Here is an 18,706-nt window from a genome sequence, read left to right on the forward strand (position 1 = left end):
GCCCATCCGGTGTCCACCCGCACCCACGCCCGTCCGACGACCAGGTGAGAACATGCGCATCGGCAACACGGAAATCCGGCCGGCCGGCGGCGGCCTCGGCTGCCTCCTGATGATCCTCTTCTCGATCGTCGCCTCGATCGTGCTGACCGTCCTGCTCAACCTGGTCCTCTGACCACCAACGGCGATATGCGCCGCCGGCCCGCTCTCGGACCAGCCGGGCGTCGAGCCGGGCGGCGGCGGGTCAGCGGCGCAGGCCGAGGGCGGTCAGTGCCTCGCGGGTGGCCTGGCGGGCCGGGTCCAGGACGCTGTGCCGCAGCCAGCGGGCCGCCGGGGTGACGGTCGCCCGCCAGGCCGTACCGACCGCCCGGCCCACCGGCGTCACCGCGACGCGCCACAGCCATCGGCCCGCCAACCAGACCGGACGCAGGGTGAGCGCCCAGCACCACCACAGGATCCGGCCGGCCACCCGCCAGGCCCAGCCGAGCGCGACGGCCAAGCCCCGCGCCAGGGCATGCAGCCACCGGCCCAGCGCGGCCAGGACCAGCCGGGCGGGCGGGGTGAGCACCCGGGCCAGCCAGACCAGTGGCAGCCACACCAGGTGGTACAGCGGCACCAGGACGAGGATCCGCGCCAGCCAGGCCAGCCCCAGACCGCACCAGCGCAGCAGTCGCGCCAGCCCCAGGCCACACCAACGCAGCGGGGGCCGCAGGGCGGTGCGCCAGAGCCAGAGCAGTCCGTCGCCCAGCCAGGTCAACGGCAGCCAGATCAGCGTCCGCCACAACCAGGCCGCAGCGCGGGCCGTCCAGAGCAGCGGGAGCCAGACCAGGTGCCGCAGCAGCCAGCCGAGCGGTCGCAGCAGCCAACGGTCCACGAACCGGGCCGTCGGCACGAGCACCCACCGGTACAGCACCCGGCCGGTGGCCGCCAGCACCTCCCAGGCCAGCCGGACCGGCAGCACCACCACCAGGGCGACGCCCCGCACGACAACCGCCACCGGCGACCATCCGCCCGACGCCGCCCCCGCCGGTCGTCTGCCGGGCCGCGGCTCGCCGGGGCGTCCCGACGGCGAAGACTCGATCACGAGCCGACAGGCTAATCCCACCCGACAACTTACCCACCGGACATAGATTCTGCTGATTCCGGTAATGCCTCCGCCGATAACACGTCTGCAATATCGGCGGGTGTCTGAGCGGCCTCCGTTCCGCGGTACGGATCGGGTCCGCGGCTCAACGACGAGGTTGCTGCTCCGGCGCCGCCGCTTTGCTGCCCATCATCTGGAGGTTGCGCACCATGGTGCCCCGAAGTATCCCCCCACCCACCCGTCGTAGCAGGTCACAGCTCCTGCTTGCCGCAGCGATCACCCTGACCGGCGCCACCGCGTTGACCGTTCCCACGGTCTCCGCCGCCGAGCAGATGCCGACCACGAGAGCTGCGGCGAGCAGTGCCTGTGACGATCGGCTCGTCGGTTGGGCCACCGTGGCCGGCAGCGGGCTGAACACGACCACGGGTGGCGGCAATGCCACCCCGCAGACCGTCACCACCCTGGCCGATCTGCAGCGGTACGGCGGCGACTCCACCCCGCGCGTGCTGCGGATCGCCGGCACGATCACCACCGGCTCGTACGCCGTCGACATCGCCAGCAACAAGACCCTGATCGGGGCGGACAGCAACGCCACCATCCACGGCGGCATCAACATCCGCTCGGGCAACCGCAACATCATCGTCCGGAACCTGAACCTCAAGGGGTTCTGGCCCAACCCCGGCCCGGACGACACCATCAGCGCCCGGGGCGCGCACCACCTCTGGTTCGACCACCTCAACGTCTGGGACGCCGGTGACGGCCTGCTGGATCTCACCCAGGGCTCGGATTTCATCACCGTGTCCTGGTCGAAGTTCTGGTACACCAACCGTTCCCACCCGCACCGACTGGCCAGCCTGAACGGCTCGGACGCCAACAACGACGCAGTCGACGCGGGGAAGCTGAACGTCACCTACCACCACAATTGGTTCGCCGAACTGGTCGACCAGCGCATGCCCCGGGTCCTGTTCGGTAAGGGGCACATCTACAACAACTACTACACCACTAGCGGCAACGGTTACGCCGTCGGCGCCGGGGCGCTCGCCTCGGTCCTGGTGGAGAACAACTACTTCAAGAACACCAACAATCCCCACCAGTTCATGTACGTGCGCCCGTCGTACATCACCGCCCGGGGCAACGTGTACGACAACACCACCGGCAGGCGGGACACCGGAGCCGGTGGCAGCGGTGGCGGCGTCACCCCCTTCACCAACCCGCCGTACGCCTACACCCCGCTACCGGCCAGCAGCGTGCCCGCCAGTGTGACCGCCTGCGCCGGACCGACCCTCTCGGGCAACCCGAACCCGCCGACCACGCCACCCCCGACCACCCCGCCGCCGACCACCCCGCCGCCGACCACGTCCCCACCACCCACGACGCCACCCGCGAGCGCTGCCTGCCAGGCCACGTACCGGACCGTCAACTCCTGGAGCGGCGGCTACCAGGGCGAGGTCACCGTCCGTGCCGGAAACTCGCCGATCAACGGATGGACCGTGAAGTGGTCCCTCGGCAGTGGCCAGAGCATCAGCCAGCTCTGGAGCGGCACCCTGAGCACCAGCGGCTCGACGGTTACCGTCCGCAACGTGGACTACAACGGTGCCCTGGCCGCCGGCGGGACGACGACCTTCGGTTTCCTCGGCTCGGGCACCCCAGGTACGCCGTCGCTGACCTGCGCCAGTCCGTAACCCCGAGGCACCTCGCCGAGTCGTGAGTGTCGAACCTGAGCAGGAGGTTCCCCCTCGTCCGGATCGCCGGGTCGAAACCGGAACCTCCTGGTCAGCTCGGCGCAGCGGGTGGGGTGAGGGTAAGGGTGGTCTGCAGCGGATAGTGGTCGGAGGCGTGGTCCGTGCGGGAAGTGCGGAGGACCTGGGTTTCCGCCTGATGGTCGGCCAGGGCGGGGGTTGCCAGCAGGTAGTCCAGGCGCATCTCGGAGAACTCGGTGCCGCCGTGCCGGGTGGGTGCGGTGGGTCCGGCGCTGACGCCGAGATCCACCAGGCCGGTGGCGAGCAGCCGGGACACCGCCCGGGAATCCACCGTCCGACGGTCGCGGCGCAGATGTCGACGACGGTACGCGACCGGCAGCCGGGCGATCCGTTCGGCGTGCTCGGCGTACGGATCGAGGGTGTTCAGGTCGCCGGCGAGCAGCGCCAAGCCGTCGCGGGTCGGGCGCAACGCGGCGGCCAGCCAGCCGGCCTCGATGAGCCGGCGGCTGCCCGAGTACGGGTCAAGGTGGGTGCCGAGCACGGTGAGCGGGCCGGCGCCGGTCTCCAGCACCACCCGCTGGGCGGCGTGGTGGAACGGTCGGCGCACCGGCGCGGCGGAGCGCACCCGCCACGGCGGGCGGACCAGCACCGCCACCGGCTGCCCGAACCAGGATCGGGCCAGGTAGGGCCGCATACCCACCCGGTCGGCGAAGGCCGGCACGTCGAGGTCCCGCAACTCCTGTAGGGCCAGCACGTCCGGCCGTTGCTCGGCGATCACCCGGGCGATGCGGTCGCGGCGGTCCGGGCCACCGGTGTCCCGGCCGCCGGTGCGGATGTTCCAGGTCATCACCCGCAGCACGGCGGCTCACCGGACCAGGTCATCACCCGCAGCACGGCGGCTCACCGGGCCCGGGCAGCCTCGGCCAGCTCGTCGTCGAGGCGGTCGACGTCCTCGGACTCGATGGCCGGCTGGTTGCCCTGGCTCAGGTCCTCGTTGGGGCGTACGACCCAGTACAACAGCCCGATCCAGAGGCTGGTGAGCAGGATGGCGCCCATGAAGTCGGTCGGGTGGTGCATCCCCCGGTACATCCGCGACACGGCGACCCCGACCGGCATCACCACCGCGAGCGCCACGAAGACCCACCGCCACCACCGGTCGGTACGCGGGAAGACGATCACGGCGATGGCGACCCAGAGGCAGAGCGTGGCGGCGATGTGACCGGAGGGGAACGACGAGGTAGGCATCGGACCGTCCAGGTTCTCCACCGGCGGGCGCGGCCGGTCCACCGCCGCGGCACTGGCCAGGAAGAGGGTCAACTCGCCGAACATCACCAACGCCATGAACAGCACCGGCCGCCAGCGTCGCCAGACCGCCAGCACCAGCGGGCAGAAGATCATCGAGACGAGCAGGATGGCGTGGGTATCGCCGACCTTGCTCCACCACCAGCTCAGCTCGTCGAGCGCCGGGGTGCCCCGCTCGGCGAACCAGACCGGCACCACCTCGTCCCAGGTGGCGAGGAAGGTGTCCTGGGCGTAATAGCTGACGAACATGCCGAAGCCGTAGAGCGCTCCGAAGACCAGCACCCAGCCGACCACGATCTCGGCCACCGCGGCCCGGGGATGCGGCAGCAGTTGCCGCTCGTCCGGCGCGGGTGCCACCTCGTGCGCCGCCTCCGGCTCCAGCCCCTCCGTCAGCGGCGTCGCGGGCCGGCCCCGCTCCACCCGCCACAGCCGGAAGGCGTACGCGGTGACGCCGAGCCAGGCCGCGCCGAGCAGCCAGGCACCGATCACGTCGGAGAGGAAGTGCACGCCGAGCGCTACCCGGGTGAACCCGATCAGGAAGACAACGACACCGACCACTGCCATCGCCGGCCGGCGCCAGCGGGGCGCCATCGCCGGGAGGAACACCAGCAGGATCGCGCCGTAGGCGACCATCGACCCGAGCGCGTGACCGCTGGGAAAGCTCTGCCCGGCGTACGTGCCGATGGGCACGTCCACCTCGGGGCGCAGCCGGTCGACCAGGGTCTTCAGCGTCGGATCGAGGATCAACGCACCCGCGCCGGTGACGATCAGGAAGACCGCGAGCCGCCCCTGCCTGCGGATCAGCAGACCGACCACGGCGACGGTGACCAGCCAGATGATGACCGGCCGGCCGCCCAGGTCGGTGAGCGCGTTGAGCACCGTGACCAGCGGACCGATCGGGGACACCTGATCGTTGAGCCACTGCGCCACGCCGTGGTCCACGTCGTACAGGGGGGTCCACCGTACGCGTACCAGCACCAGCACCAACCCGAAACCGACCCCGGCACCGAGTACGAGCGCCAGGCCGGCGAGCGTACGTTCGGTGAAATGCCCGAGAGGTCGGCGCAGTACGTCCCTGACCGCGCCCACGGCAGCCTCCTTCGCTTCTGGCGTGCCGCTGTACCCGGTCGATGTATCGCCTACACCCCGATGGTCGTCAGAGGGCGGTCATCTCGCCGGTGTCGTGCAGGCCGTCGCGCTGGGCGTCGGGCTTCCACAGGTCCGGCTGGGCCGGCTCCTGCACCCCGATGCGTACCGCCTCCAGTTGGGCGGCGAAGGCGAGGCCGCCGAAGAGCGCCATGCCGGTGAGGTTGGCCCAGAGCAGCAGGGCCATGATTCCGGTCAACGCACCGTAGGTCTGCCCGAAGCCGTCGCTGAACCGCACGTACGCGGCGAGCAGCAGGCTGGCCAGCCACCACAGGGCGGTGGCGATGCCGGCTCCGAAGAACAGCCAGGACAGGCCGGGCTGGCGGCGTCGGGGGGCGTGGCGGAACAGCACCGCGACGGCGAGCACGGTCAAGCCCAGGCTGAGCGGCCAACGGATCAGGTCCCAGCCCACGCTGGCCACCTCGCCCCAGGCGTAGTGGCGTTCGACGGAGTCGCCCATCGGGCCGCCGCCGACCAGGATGAGGAACCCGGCCAGCGCCGGCAGGCCGGCGGTGACGGCGAGGATGGCCGCCCGCAGGTACTTCCAGAGCGCCGGGCGGTCCCGCTCCACGCCGTAGATCCGGTTGGCGCCGCGTTCGATCTGCGCCATCGTGCTGGTAAGCGCCACCAGCCCGGTGATCAGGCCGAGGGTGAGGGCCACCTCGCCGATGGTCTCGACCCGCTCGGAGCGTTCGGCGTCGCCGAGCAGTTCGGCGACGACCTCCTCGCTCGCGCCGGGGGTCAGCGCGAGCACGGTGTCGGCGACCACCTCACCGCCCTCCGCCACACCCAGTTCGGAGATCAGCCCGGTAAGTGCGATCAGGAACGGCACCACGGCCAGGCAGAGCTGGAAGGCGAAGGCCCGGGCGTGGCTGAACCCGTCGCCGTAGCGGAACCGGGTGAAGGCGTCGCGCAGCAGGTGCCAGCCGCCCTCGCGGCGCAGCGTCTGCCAGGCGTGGTCGGCGCAGAGCTGCTCGTCGGGCATCAGCCGGGTCTCCGGCACCAGCTTGGTGCTGCTCACCGGATAGCCTTTGCGTTCGCGACTGCGGGGCTCGCAAGCTCACTCCTCGCGCTCACCGGACAGCCCTTACGTTCGCGACTGCGGGGCTCGCAAGCTCACTCCTCGCGCTCACCGGACAGCCCCCTCGTTTCACGGAGCTCGCAGGCTCACTCTCCGCGCTCGCCGTGGCCCTGCTCGACCAGACGCTCGCCTCGCTCGGCCGCGGCAGACGCGTCCTCGGTGAGGTCGGGTGCCTGCTCCGGCCGCGGTACGCACAGCCACAGCGCCCGACGGCGGATCTGCGCCCGCAGCATCCGCCCGGGCTCGATAAGATCGCCGTCCAGCTCACGCGGCTGGGTCCGGTTGCTGGTTATCTCCACCCGGCGGGCGCGGTACACCTCCAGGCGCGGCACCCGGTCACGCCGGCGGATCACCGCCCAGCCGAGGGAGAGCCAGTGCCGCAGCGTGTGCGGGGTGAGCACGGCGACGTCGAGGTAACCATCGTCGGGCTCGGCCTCGGTGAGCAGGACCACACCGCCCTGGAGCCGGCCGACGTTGGCGACAAGCACCGAGCGGGCCCGGCGGCGCAGTGGCTGCTGGTCGTCCAGCCGGATCGACACCCGCATCGGCCGGTCCCGCAGATGTCGCGCGGCACCCACGACGTACGCCGGCCAGCCGATCCGCCGCTTGGTCGTCTCGCTGGTGGCGGCGAGCATCTGGGCGTCGAAGCCCATGCCGGCCATCACCGCGAAGTGCTGCCCGTCCACCTCGCCGACGTCGAGCAGCCGCCGTCCGCGTTCGACCGCCACCGCCAGCCCGGCGGCCAGCTCGTTCGACAGGCCCAGATTGGCCGCGAGCAGGTTGCCGGTGCCCTGGGGCAGGACGGCAAGTGCCACCTCGGTGCCGACCAGTGCGTCGACGCAGGCCATCACGGTGCCGTCGCCACCGCAGGCGAAGACCACGTCGACGCCAGCGGCGAGGGCCTGCTCGGTCTGGCCGCGACCGGGATCGTCGACGGTGGTCTCGAACCACAGCGGCTCGGGCCAGCCCGCCGCGGCGAGCGTGTCGTCGACGGTGCGCCGCAATTCGTCGAGATCGGCGACCTTGACCGGGTTGACCACCACCGCGCTGCGCAGCGGCTGCGCCTGCCGTCCAGCTTCCACGGCGCAAGTCTGCGGCATGGTGCGCGGTTCGGCGACTCAGGCCGCTTCCCGCAGGACGAGGGTCACTCGGCGACGCACGTCGTCCAGGTCGACGCCGGCCTCGCTGAGCACCAGCGCGCCGAGCCCACCGCCCTCACGCAGCAGCCCGAGCAGGATGTGCTCGGTGCCGATGTGCCGGTGACGCAGCCGCACCGCCTCGCGCAGCGACAGCTCCAGCACCTTCTTGGCCCGGCCCGAGAAGGGGCCACCGGTGTGGCGGCGCCGCCCCCAGCGGCGTCGGGGCGCCGGCACGGCCTCACGCAGCGCGTCAGGACCGAAGGACTCCTCGATCCGGGCCACGATGGCGGCCAGGTCGATGCCGATCTCACGGAGTGCGGCGGCGTCGGCCTCGGCGAGGCCCACCCCACCGGTTTCGATGTGCCGACGGATGCGCGTCCGCAGGTCGTCGGCGGTGACGCCGGCGTCGTGGAGCACCCGCACCGCCAGGCTGTCGTCGTCGGCCAGGATGCCGAGCAACAGATGCTCGGTGCCGACCGGTCGCTGGCCCTCGGCCCGGGCCTCGTCGCGGGCCCGGACCACGACGGTGCGGGCCCGGTCGGTGAACCGCTCGAACATCACGCCTCCCAGGAGGATCCGACCGCCGGTCGCCCGGCGTGCTTCTTGTGGACCGCCTGCCGGCTGACCTCGAGGGCGTCGGCGATCTCCTGCCAGGACCAGCCCTGCCGTCGGGCGTTGTCCACCTGGACCACCTCAAGCCGTTCGAGCAGCCGGCGCAGTGCGCGGACCGCGCGCAGGCCGACCCGGGGGTCGGTGCTGCCGGCTTCGGCCGCGAGTTCCGTTGCCTGACTCATGCCTGTCAACTTACATTGACACAACCCTGGCGTCAACTCTGGTTGACACAGAAGTGGTTGATTAACTCCGTTTCGGCGGAACGGCGGATATCTGGCGGGGCCGGTAACCGCCATAGCAGCGAAACGGGGCGCACGCCGCACCGTCCGGGCTAGCCTCGGACGCAGGCCGGGCGGGACAGCTGCGGGAGTGATGCCGGGATGACCTCAGCCAGCGACAAGCCGGTGCTCGTCGGCGTCGGTCCGGAGGACGCCGCGACCGTGGCCCGGATCGCCGCCCGGGTGGCCGCCGCGCACGGTCGCGGACTGCACCTGCTGCACGCCTTCAACTGGGCGGCGATGCAGGCACCGGCGGTCTCCGGATCGCGCACCGACGCCGAGGAGTTGATCGCCCACGCCACCGCCGCGGCGCGGGAGAGCGAACCGGTCCTCGAGGTCAGCACCGAGATCACCGAGGGCTCGGCGGTGGCGAACCTGGTCCGCCGGTCCGAGGCGGCCTTCCTGGTGGCCATCGGCGACGGCGGCATGGCCCACTGCCAGCGCTGCATCCCGGCCGACAGCCCGGCCGTGCAGGTCGCCGCCCGCGCCGAGTGTCCGGTGCTGGTCGTCCGGCAGCAACCGCCGCCGCGCGGTCCGGTGCTGGTCGGGGTGGACGGCTCGGCCTCCTCGGAGATCGCACTGACGTGGGCGCTGGCCTGCGCCGCCGGGCACGATGCCCGGCTGCTCGCGGTCCGGGTGGTCGATCCGGAGGCAGACGTCGAGCAGGCCGGCGACCAGCTCCGCGACCTGGTGTCCCGGTGCGGCGCCGGCCATCCGGGCGTGGCCGTCGAGTGTCACGCCGTGCATGGCGACCCGGGTGGGGTGCTTGTCGACCAGTCGCGCTCGGCACAGCTGGCGGTGGTCGCGGCCCGGGGCGACGAGCCGTGGCGCGGCATGCTCGGCGCGGTCAGCCAGGCACTGCTCTACCACGCGCCGGCACCGGTGATCGTGGTACGCGGTGTGTCCGGCCCACCCGACGAGTCATGACGCCCGCGCGGGCGGGACCTATGGCCCTGATCCATGGCCGCCGATCCGGCGATGCTGAACACGAACCGCGCTGCGGATGCAGGATCCACCGACCCGCGAGAGGCTGACCAGGTATGGACACCGTCGTAGATGCGCAGAGCACCCTGACCGATGACGAACTGCGCCGGTTGGACGCCTACTGGCGGGCGGCGAATTACCTCACCGTCGGGCAGATCTACCTGCTGGACAATCCGCTGTTGCGCGAACCGCTGACGGCCGAGCACGTCAAGCCCCGCCTGCTCGGGCACTGGGGCACCTCCCCCGGCCTGAACCTGCTCTACGCCCACCTGAACCGGGTCATCGTCGCCCGCGACCTTTCCGCGATCTTCATCACCGGTCCCGGCCACGGCGGCCCGGCCATCGTGGCGAACACCTGGCTGGAGGGCACCTGGAGCGAGCGCTACCACGGCATCGGCCGCGACGAGACGGGCATGGCCCGGCTGTTCCGCCAGTTCTCCTTCCCCGGCGGCATCCCGAGCCACGTCGCCGCGGAGGTGCCGGGCTCGATCCACGAGGGCGGCGAGCTGGGGTACGCGCTCAGCCACGCCTACGGCGCGGCCTTCGACAACCCGGACCTGCTGGTCGCCTGCGTCATCGGCGACGGCGAGGCGGAGACCGGGCCGCTGGCCGGCAGCTGGCTCTCCAACGTCTTCCTCAACCCGGCCCGCGATGGTGCCGTGCTGCCCATCCTGCACCTCAACGGCTACAAGATCGCGAACCCGACGGTGCTGGACCGCATCCCCGAGTCCGACCTGCTCGACCTCATGCGCGGCTACGGCTACCAGCCGTACGTGGTGGCCGGCGACGAACCGGCCGCCGTGCACGAGCTGCTGGCGACCACCCTCGACCGATGTCTGGACGAGATCGCCGCGATCCAGCGCCGGGCCCGTTCCGGCGGCACAGTCGAGCGTCCCCGCTGGCCGATGATCATTCTGCGTACCCCGAAGGGGTGGACCGGCCCCCGCGAGGTCGACGGCAAGCAGGTCGAGGGTACGTACCACGCCCACCAGGTGCCGCTCTCGGCGGTGCGCAGCAACCCGGCGCACCTGGCCGAGCTGGAGCGCTGGCTGCGCAGCTACCGGCCGGAGGAGCTCTTCGACGCCACCGGCGCGCCGGTGGCCGAGCTGGCCGCGCTGCCGCCGCGTGGCGATCGGCGGATGAGCGCCAACCCGGTCACCAACGGCGGGCAGGTGCTGCGCGACCTGTCCCTGCCCGACTTCCGCGACTACGCCGTCGAGGTGCCGAGTCCCGGCGCGACGGCCACCGGCGCCACCGGCGAACTCGGCAAGTGGGTACGCGACGTGATCGCCGCCAACCCGCAGACCTTCCGGCTCTTCGGCCCGGACGAGGTCGCCTCGAACCGGCTCCAGGCTGCCTTCGAGGTCACCGACCGGGCCTGGCTGGGCGACACCGTGCCCGGCGACGACCACCTCTCCCCCGACGGACGGGTGATGGAGGTGCTCTCCGAGCACCTGTGCCAGGGCTGGCTGGAGGGTTACCTGCTGACCGGCCGGCACGGCATCTTCACCAGCTACGAGGCGTTCATCCACATCGTGGACTCGATGGTCAACCAGCACGCCAAGTGGTTGAAGGTGACCCGGGGCATCCCCTGGCGGATGCCGGTGGCGTCGCTGAACTACCTGCTCTCCAGCCACGTCTGGCGGCAGGACCACAACGGCTTCTCGCACCAGGACCCGGGCTTCATCGACCACGTGATGAACAAGAAGGCCGAGGTCGTCCGGGTCTACCTGCCGCCGGACGCGAACACGCTGCTCTCCACAATGGACCACTGCCTGCGCAGCCGGCACTACATAAACGTGGTGGTGGCCGGCAAGCAGGTCGCGCCGAACTGGTTGACCATGGACGAGGCCGTCCAGCACTGCCGGCGCGGGCTGGGCATCTGGGACTGGGCCAGCACCGACGACGAGAGCGAACCCGACGTCGTGCTCGCCTGTGCCGGCGACGTACCCACGCTGGAGACCCTGGCGGCGGCGGACCTGCTGCGCCGGAACCTGCCCGAGCTGAAGGTCCGGGTGATCAACGTGGTCGACCTGATGCGGCTGCAGCCGCCGACCGAGCACCCGCACGGCCTGCCGGACAACGAGTTCGACACCCTGTTCACCCGGGACAAGCCGGTCATCTTCGCGTACCACGGCTACCCGTGGCTGATCCACCGGCTCACCTACCGCCGCACCAACCACGACAACCTGCACGTACGCGGGTACAAGGAGGAGGGGACCACCACCACGCCCTTCGACATGGTGATGCTCAACGACCTGGACCGCTTCCACCTCGTGATCGACGTGATCGACCGGGTCCCCGGGCTGGCCGCCCGCGCGGCCCACCTGCGGCAGGAGATGACCGACGCCCGGCAGTCCTGCCGCGACTACACCCGCCGCTTCGGCGAGGACGATCCCCGGGTGGCCGAGTGGCGCTGGATCCGTGAAACCGACCAGACCAACCCGTAGCGAGGTGGGACGCATGAACGAGCGTCAGCGAGTGAATCATCAATCCGGTGTCGTGGTGCCTCATGACGGCACGCAGCGCAGCGGAGTGCCGTCATGAGCGAGCGTCAGCGAGTGAATCATCAAATCAGTGTCGTGGTGCCTCATGGCGGCACGCAGCGCAGCGGAGTGCCGTCATGAGCGACATCGTGGTGGGCTACGACGGCTCACCGGACGCGGCGGCGGCCCTGGACTGGGCGCTGGAGCAGGCCCGCCGGGACGGCCGACCGGTCCGACTCGCGTACGTCTTCGAATGGCTCACCGTGGCCGGCTGGATCGGGCCCGGGGTGACGCCCGGCATGTGGCCGGACGATCGGGCCCGGCAGCAGGTCGAGGAGCTGGTCCGCAAGGCCGCGGCCGACGCCGCCGCCGCGCACCCCGACCTGACGGTACGCGGCGAGGTGCTCGACGGCCCGCCCGCCCTGGTGCTTGAGGAGTGCTCGACCGCCGCCGGGCTGCTGGTGCTGGGCAGCCGCGGGCACGGCGGCTTCGCCGGCCTGCTCGCCGGCTCGACAGCGGTCAGCGTCACCGCGCACGCGCACTGCCCGGTGGTGGTGGTCCGCCGCGACACGGCCGGCGCGGCCCGGGCCGGGCACGTGGCGGTCGGCGTGGACGGCTCGGAGCCCTCGCTGCTCGCCCTCGGCTTCGCCGTCGAGCAGGCCGCCCTGCGTCGCGTCCCGCTGCACGTGGTGCGGGCCTGGCAACCCTCGCGGGAACAGTGGCAGCTCAGCGGCGAGGAGGCCCGGGACGCGGCGCTTGCCGACCAGCGCGCCGAGCTGGACGAGCCGCTGCGGCGCTGGCAGGAGAGTTTCCCCGACGTCGAGGTGACGGTCGAGACAGCCGTCGCCGCCCCCACCGGGCTGCTGATCGACGCCAGCCGCAACGCGCAGCTGATGGTGGTCGGCACCCGGGGCCGCGGCGGCCTGCGCGGCATGCTGCTCGGCTCGGTCAGCCAGCAGCTCATCCAGCACGCGCACTGCCCGGTAGCGGTGATCCGGGAACGCTGACCCGCCGGTGGCCGCCGCGTAGCGCGCGCAGCGCGTTGAGGATCACCAGCACGTCGATCCCCTCCTGGAGGAACGCCCCGGCCACCGGCGGCAGCCGCCCGGCCGCCGCGAAGCCCATCGCGAGCACCGCCAACCCCATCCCGACGGTGGCGCTCTGCACGGCGATCCGGCGGGCGTACCGGGCCACCTCGACCGCGTCGGCGAGCGGATCGAGCCGGTCGACGGTCAGCACGGCGTCCGCGACGTCGGCCGAGGCGGTCGCCCCGGTGGCGCCCATCGCCACCCCCACCTGCGCCTCGGCCAGCGCCGGGGCGTCGTTCACCCCGTCGCCGACCATGACGGTGACCGCCCGCTGCGCCTCGGCCCGTACCCGGGCCACCTTCTCCTGCGGGGTGCACCGGGCCAGCACGTCGTCCACGCCGACCGCGTCGGCGACCCGCCGGGCGGTACCCGGCCGGTCCCCGGTGACCATCACGATCCGGGTCAGCCCGGCGGCCCGCAGCCGGGCCACCGCCCGGGGCGCGTCGGGGCGGACCGGGTCCTCGAACCGGACGGCACCGATCGGAACACCCTCGTCGGCCACCCAGACCACGGAGTGCCCCGCCGCCTCGGCCCGGGACCGGGTCTGCTCGGCCCAGGCGGGTAGGCCGCCGGGGTGTTCGGTCCAGCCGGGCAGGTCACCGACGAGCTGACCGACCCGGATCTGTTGCCCGTCGACCCGGCCGCGTACGCCCCGGCCCGGCTCCTCGGTCACCTCCGTCGGGGTGGTCAGCCGCAGTCCCCGGTCGTTGGCCTCGGACACCAGCGCCGCCGCCAGCACGTGCGGGGAGAGCTGCTCCACCGAGGCGGCCAGCCGCAGCACCTCGTCGGGTACGCCGCCGGGCGCCACGACGGTCTCGGCGACCCGGGGCCGGCCGGCGGTGAGCGTGCCGGTCTTGTCGACAAGCAGGGTACGGGCGCGGCCCAGCACCTCCAGCGAACCGCCGTCGCGTACCAGCACGCCCCGGCGGGCCACCCGGGACAGCCCGGAGACGATGGCGATCGGGGTGGCCAGCAGCAGCGGGCACGGGGTCGCCACCACCAGCACCGCCACCGCCCGGATGAAGTCCCCGGAGAGCGCCCAGCCCAGCCCCGCCAGGGCGAGGGTGAACGGGACGAACGCCGCGGCGTACCGGTCGGCCAGCCGTACGGTCGGCGCCTTGTGGGCGGTCGCCTCCTGGGCCAGCCGGACGATCCCCGCGTACGTGCTGCGCTCGGCGCTCTCGGTGGCCCGCAGCCCGAATCCGGCCCCGGCGTTGATCACACCGCTGGCCACGGCCTCGCCCGCCGCCCGCTCGACGAGCCGGGACTCCCCGGTGACCACCGACTCGTCAAGCGTGGCCGGTGCCTCGGTGACCCCGTCGACGGCGACCACGTCACCCGGGCCGACCAGCAGCCGGTCCCCCACCGCCACCCGGTCCACCGGCACCACCTCGACGCCGCCGTCTGGGGTACGCCGCCGCGCGGTACGCGGCGCCCGTTCGAGCAGGGCCCGCAGGTCCCGGGTCGCCCGGCGTTGCGCGTACGCCTCAAGCGTCCGGCCGGTGGCCAGCATCACCGCGATCACGGCACCGGCCAGGTACTCCCCAACGCCGAGCGCGCCGGCCAACGCCAGGACCGCGATCACGTCCACGCCGAACCGGCGCCGCCACAGCTGCCGCAGCACCGAGAAGGCCGCCGGCAACAGCGCGGTCAGCGTGACCACCGCCCAGACCGCATCTGCCGCGCGGGACCGTCCGGACAACCACAGCACCGCCCCGACCAGCACCAACGCGGTGAGCCCGGTCAGCGGTGTCCACAGCCCCCACCGGATGCGCCGCCGACCGGGCCGGCCACCCGTACCGGACGGTCGGCCATCCGCCCCGGACTCGGGACCTTCGGGGCGCGCCGGCCGCTCCGGCAGGCACTCGGGCCCCTCCGCCCGCTCGCCACGCCGCGACCCGCCCGCCGACTGCTCCCCCACCTGCGGATCGTCCCAACCTCCGGGGCCCGCTGTCGGGCGCTCCGGTCAGATTGCTGCGAGTTCCTCGTCGCCATCCCGCGGGCATCCGGGCCATCCCGCGGGCATCCGGGCCAGCGTCCCGAAGGCTTCCGGGCCGTCCCGAAGGCTTCCGGGCCGTCCCGAAGGCTTCCGGGCCGTCCCGTGGGCATCCGGGCCGGCGTCCCGAAGGCTTCCGGGCCGGAATGCCCGCCCGGTCGGGACCAGCGGGCCGTGCGCACGGACGGCGGATGGCACAGGATGGACACGACCCGCCCCGCAGGCGTACCGCGGTGCGGCACGATGGGACAGACGGAAAGGTCGTGACGATGAGCCACCAGACGCCGGCTACCCACCGCCCGCTGGTCACCGCGCTCGCGGAGGCCGCCGCGATGGCCGGCCACGCGCCGTCGGTGCACAACACCCAACCGTGGCGCTGGCGGGTGCTACCCGAGGCGCTGGAGCTGAGGATGGTGCGCGACCGTCAGTTGGCGGCCACCGACCCGGAGGCCGAGTTGGTCACGCTGAGCTGCGGGGCCGCGCTGCACCATGCCCGGCTGGCGCTGGCCGCCGAGGGCTGGACGGCCACCGTGCACCGGATGCCCGACCCGGCCGAGCCGGAGCTGCTCGCCCGACTCACCGACCCGCGCCCGGCCGGCACCGATCCGGACGCGATGCGCAGCGTGCAGTGCATGCAGGTACGACACACCGACCGGCGGCCGGTCAGCGACGAGCCGGTCAGCGGTGACACGCTGAGCGCGATCGCCGCAGCCGCCGCAGGCGAGGGCGCCAGCCTGGAGATCCTCGACCGGGACCAGATCCTGCAACTGGCCGCCGCCGCCTCCCACGCCGCCACGGTCGAGGCGGAGGACGCCCAACTGCGGGAGGAACTGGCCTACTGGACCAGCCGCGCGGGCGGGGTCGGGCTCACCTCGGAGGTGCTGCCCGAGGAGGCGCCGCAGACCACCGTCCCGGGCCGGGACTTCGGCCGCCCCGGCGACCTGCCGATCGGGCCCGGCCACGACCAGGCGGCCTCGTACGGCGTGCTGTACGGCGACGAGGACAGCCCGGTCAGCTGGCTGCGGGCCGGCGAGGCGCTCTCGGCCGCCTGGCTGCTCGCCACCCGGCTCGGGGTTTCCGTGGTGCCGCTCAGCGGGGTGGTGGAGGTGGCGGGCACCCGGCAGATCCTCCGTCAGGTGCTCTCCGGGCTCGGCCACCCGTACCTCGTCCTGCGTCTCGGGGTCGCGGACCCGGCCCACGCCGGCCCGCCGCACACCCCACGGCTGCCGCGCGAACAGGTGGTGGACACCACGGCGGTCGACGGCAGCGCCTGACCGGGCGCCGCCCGTCGGGTGTACCCGCCTCGATCATTCGCCGGATAACATCGCCGGGTGACCGTCGGTGCCCCCACCCCCAGGCCGGAGCCACCCTCGCTCGGGCTGAGCCCGCTCTCCCGGGTCCGCCTCGACGAGCTGCTGCAGGAGATGCTGGACCGCGTCGGCGAGGTGGTGACCAGCCGGGAACGGCTGCGGGCGCTACTCGACGCGGTCGTCGGGATCGGCACCGACCTGGATCTGCGCAGCACCCTGCAACGCATCGTGCAGTCGGCCTGCGACCTGGCCGGCGCCCGGTACGGCGCGCTCGGCGTGATCGGCCCGGACCGGATGCTGCACGACTTCATCGTGCACGGCATCCCGCCGGAGCTGCACGCCAAGATCGGTGACCTGCCGCACGGCCGGGGCGTGCTCGGCCTGCTCATCGACGACCCGAAACCGCTGCGGATGCCGGACATCACCCAGCATCCCCGCTCGTACGGCTTCCCGCCGAACCACCCGCCGATGCACACCTTCCTCGGCGTGCCGATCCGCATCCGCGACCAGGTCTTCGGCAACCTCTACCTGGCCGAGAAGCAGGGCGGCGCGCAGTTCACCGAGGACGACGAGGAGATCGTCGTGGCGCTCGCGGCGGCGGCCGGCGTGGCGATCGAGAACGCCCGGCTGTACGCGCTGGCGCACCGGCGGGAACGCTGGCTCGCCGCCACCGCGGAGATCACCTCGCTGCTGCTCGGCGAGGTACGCCGTACCGACGCGCTGACCCTGGTGGCCCGCCGGGCGCGGGAGGTCGCCGAGGCCGAGTTGGCCCTGGTGCTGCTCTACGACGACGAGGCCGACCACTTCACCGTGGAGGTAGTCGACGGCGCGGGCGCCCAGGCCCGGGCTCTCGCCGGCACCGTGCTGCCGGCCGCCGACACCAGCTTCGCCGAGGCCATCGCGCAGCGCCGGCACGACTCGGTGGACGACCTCGCGCACGCCGCGCCCTGGCCGGCGGTGCTGCACACCGGGCCGGCGGTGATCTCCCCGCTGGCCACCGCCGACACACTGCACGGCGTGCTGGTGATCGCGTACGGTGCCGAGCACGGTGGCTCGACCGACGACGACGTGGTGCTGCTGGGCAGCTTCGCCGGGCAGGCCGCACTGGCCATGGAACGCGCCCGCGGCCAGGAGGAACGCGAGCAGTTGGTGGTCCTGGAGGACCGCGAGCGGATCGCCCGGGACCTGCACGACGTGGTCATCCAGCGGCTCTTCGCCACCGGCCTGCAACTACAGAGCGCGGTGCCGCTGGCCGGCCGCCCCGAGCTGGCCAAGCGGGTCAACGCCGCCGTCGACGACCTGGACGCCACAATCAAGGACATCCGCCGCACCATCTTCGAGCTGCGCAGCCCGGTCAGCGCGGCGCTGCGCACCGAGATCCGCGAGGCGGTCGAGGTGGCGGCGGAGTCGTTGGGCTTCCGGCCCCGGCTGGAGCTGACCGGCCCGATCGACAGCGCCGTCCCGGACGCGGTCCGCCCCGATCTCACCGCCGTGCTCCGCGAGGCCCTCTCCAACGCGGTACGCCACGCCGAGGCGTCCACGGTGTCGGTGGCGGTGATCGCCGCGGCCACCCGGGTCACCGTCCGGGTCGCCGACGACGGGGTGGGTTGCGACCCGGCCGCCGCCCGGGGCGGGCTGGTGAACCTGCGCGAACGCGCCGAGCGACACGGCGGCACCTTCGAGGTACGCGCAGCTGAGCCGCGCGGCACCGAGCTGTGCTGGTCGGTGCCGCTGCGGGACTGACCAGCCACACCCGCGCCGGCCCGGTTCAGTGGCTCCTGCCGAACAGGCAGCCGGTCGGAACGCCGGCCCGGTTCAGTGGCTCTTGCCGAGCAGGCAGCCAGTCGGAACGCCGGCCCGGTTCAGTGGCTCTTGCCGAGCAGGCGGGTGGCCAGGACGGCGGCCTGGGTACGCCGTTCCAGGCCGAGCTTGGCCAGCACGCTGGAGACGTAGTTCTTGACCGTCTTCTCGGCCAGGAACATCTTGCCGGCGATCTCCCGGTTGGTCAGCCCCTCGGCGACGTACTCCAGGATCCGTCGCTCCTGCTCGGTGAGCGACTGCAACTCGCGGGGCTGCTCCACCCCGCTGCGGATGCGTTCCAGCACCCGGGTGGTGATCGCCGGGTCGAGCAGCGACTGGCCGGCGGCGACCCGGCGTACCGCGTCGACCAGGTCGGTGCCGCGGATCTGCTTGAGCACGTACCCGGAGGCACCGGCCATGATCGCGGCGAAGAGCGCCTCGTCGTCCTCGTACGAGGTGAGGATCAGCCCCTTGATCGAGGAGTCCACCGCCCGGATGTCGCGGCAGACGTCGATGCCGTTGCCGTCGGGCAGCCGGGCGTCGAGGATCGCCACGTCCGGCCGCAGCGCCGGGATCCGGCGAGCCGCCTCCTGGGCCGAGCCGGACTCGCCGACCACCTCGATGTCACCGCTGGCGTGCAGCAGATCAGCAAGACCACGACGGACCACCTCGTGGTCGTCCAGCAAGAACACCCGAATCACTC

15 protein-coding genes are annotated in these 18,706 nt (G+C 72.7%); 6 read left to right on the forward strand and 9 right to left on the reverse strand.

The window, feature by feature from the left end; all coding sequences use genetic code 11:
- Positions 1 to 241: 241 nt before the first annotated feature.
- Positions 242 to 994 carry a hypothetical protein gene (locus AC507J_RS27665; RefSeq protein ID WP_496292621.1) on the reverse strand — a complete coding sequence of 251 codons (753 nt, stop codon included), beginning with the start codon at positions 992 to 994 and terminating at the stop codon, positions 242 to 244.
- A gap of 296 nt (positions 995 to 1,290) precedes the next feature.
- Here AC507J_RS27665 and AC507J_RS27670 point away from each other — a divergent pair, with 296 nt between their 5' ends.
- The gene (locus AC507J_RS27670; RefSeq protein WP_496292623.1) at positions 1,291 to 2,763 is read left to right on the forward strand and encodes a pectate lyase family protein; all 1,473 of its coding nucleotides are present in this window, start codon (positions 1,291 to 1,293) and stop codon (positions 2,761 to 2,763) included.
- A 91-nt stretch (positions 2,764 to 2,854) separates the two neighbouring features.
- On the opposite strand, the gene AC507J_RS27675 is transcribed toward AC507J_RS27670, so the two are convergent.
- The 6 genes from AC507J_RS27675 to AC507J_RS27700 all read right to left on the reverse strand — a co-directional run bounded on the left by AC507J_RS27675 (position 2,855) and on the right by AC507J_RS27700 (position 8,243).
- Positions 2,855 to 3,640, reverse strand: a complete 786-nt coding sequence (locus AC507J_RS27675) for an endonuclease/exonuclease/phosphatase family protein (protein ID WP_496292625.1) — start codon at positions 3,638 to 3,640, stop codon at positions 2,855 to 2,857.
- Between the two features lie 41 nt (positions 3,641 to 3,681).
- Positions 3,682 to 5,172 (reverse strand): phosphatase PAP2 family protein, encoded by a 1,491-nt coding sequence (locus AC507J_RS27680; RefSeq protein WP_496292627.1) that lies wholly within the window; start codon positions 5,170 to 5,172, stop codon positions 3,682 to 3,684.
- A gap of 67 nt (positions 5,173 to 5,239) precedes the next feature.
- A complete protein-coding gene (locus tag AC507J_RS27685) occupies positions 5,240 to 6,250 on the reverse strand; it encodes a YihY/virulence factor BrkB family protein (protein ID WP_496292629.1) in 1,011 nt (336 codons plus the stop codon).
- Positions 6,251 to 6,396: 146 nt separating this feature from the next.
- Positions 6,397 to 7,410, reverse strand: a complete 1,014-nt coding sequence (locus AC507J_RS27690; protein WP_496292631.1) for a diacylglycerol/lipid kinase family protein — start codon at positions 7,408 to 7,410, stop codon at positions 6,397 to 6,399.
- Between the two features lie 18 nt (positions 7,411 to 7,428).
- On the reverse strand, positions 7,429 to 8,007 hold the full coding sequence (locus AC507J_RS27695; protein ID WP_496292633.1) for a Clp protease N-terminal domain-containing protein: 579 nt from the start codon (positions 8,005 to 8,007) through the stop codon (positions 7,429 to 7,431).
- Positions 8,007 to 8,243, reverse strand: coding sequence for a helix-turn-helix domain-containing protein (locus AC507J_RS27700; RefSeq protein ID WP_496292635.1), 237 nt, complete (start codon positions 8,241 to 8,243; stop codon positions 8,007 to 8,009). The genes AC507J_RS27695 and AC507J_RS27700 overlap by 1 nt, the downstream gene beginning before the upstream one ends.
- A 198-nt stretch (positions 8,244 to 8,441) precedes the next feature.
- Between AC507J_RS27700 and AC507J_RS27705 the strand changes: the two genes are divergently transcribed.
- From AC507J_RS27705 to AC507J_RS27715, 3 genes are all read left to right on the forward strand, one after another.
- Entirely contained in the window at positions 8,442 to 9,266 is an 825-nt protein-coding gene (locus AC507J_RS27705) for a universal stress protein (RefSeq protein WP_496292637.1), read from the forward strand.
- A gap of 113 nt (positions 9,267 to 9,379) precedes the next feature.
- Positions 9,380 to 11,773, forward strand: a complete 2,394-nt coding sequence (locus tag AC507J_RS27710) for a phosphoketolase family protein (protein WP_496292639.1) — start codon at positions 9,380 to 9,382, stop codon at positions 11,771 to 11,773.
- A 173-nt stretch (positions 11,774 to 11,946) separates the two neighbouring features.
- Positions 11,947 to 12,816, forward strand: a complete 870-nt coding sequence (locus AC507J_RS27715; RefSeq protein WP_496292641.1) for a universal stress protein — start codon at positions 11,947 to 11,949, stop codon at positions 12,814 to 12,816.
- Here AC507J_RS27715 and AC507J_RS27720 read toward each other — a convergent pair.
- Entirely contained in the window at positions 12,770 to 14,818 is a 2,049-nt protein-coding gene (locus AC507J_RS27720) for a heavy metal translocating P-type ATPase (protein ID WP_496292643.1), read from the reverse strand. The two genes, AC507J_RS27715 and AC507J_RS27720, sit on opposite strands and share 47 nt — an antisense overlap.
- Positions 14,819 to 15,162: 344 nt before the next feature.
- Here AC507J_RS27720 and AC507J_RS27725 point away from each other — a divergent pair, with 344 nt between their 5' ends.
- Positions 15,163 to 16,167, forward strand: a complete 1,005-nt coding sequence (locus AC507J_RS27725; protein WP_496292645.1) for an Acg family FMN-binding oxidoreductase — start codon at positions 15,163 to 15,165, stop codon at positions 16,165 to 16,167.
- A 150-nt stretch (positions 16,168 to 16,317) separates the two neighbouring features.
- Entirely contained in the window at positions 16,318 to 17,946 is a 1,629-nt protein-coding gene (locus AC507J_RS27730; RefSeq protein WP_496292651.1) for a sensor histidine kinase, read from the forward strand.
- A 119-nt stretch (positions 17,947 to 18,065) separates the two neighbouring features.
- Here AC507J_RS27730 and AC507J_RS27735 read toward each other — a convergent pair whose 3' ends face one another.
- Entirely contained in the window at positions 18,066 to 18,704 is a 639-nt protein-coding gene (locus AC507J_RS27735; RefSeq protein WP_496292647.1) for a response regulator, read from the reverse strand.
- Between the last annotated feature and the right edge of the window lie 2 nt (positions 18,705 to 18,706).

The organism is Micromonospora sp. PRAS1 (assembly GCF_059553435.1).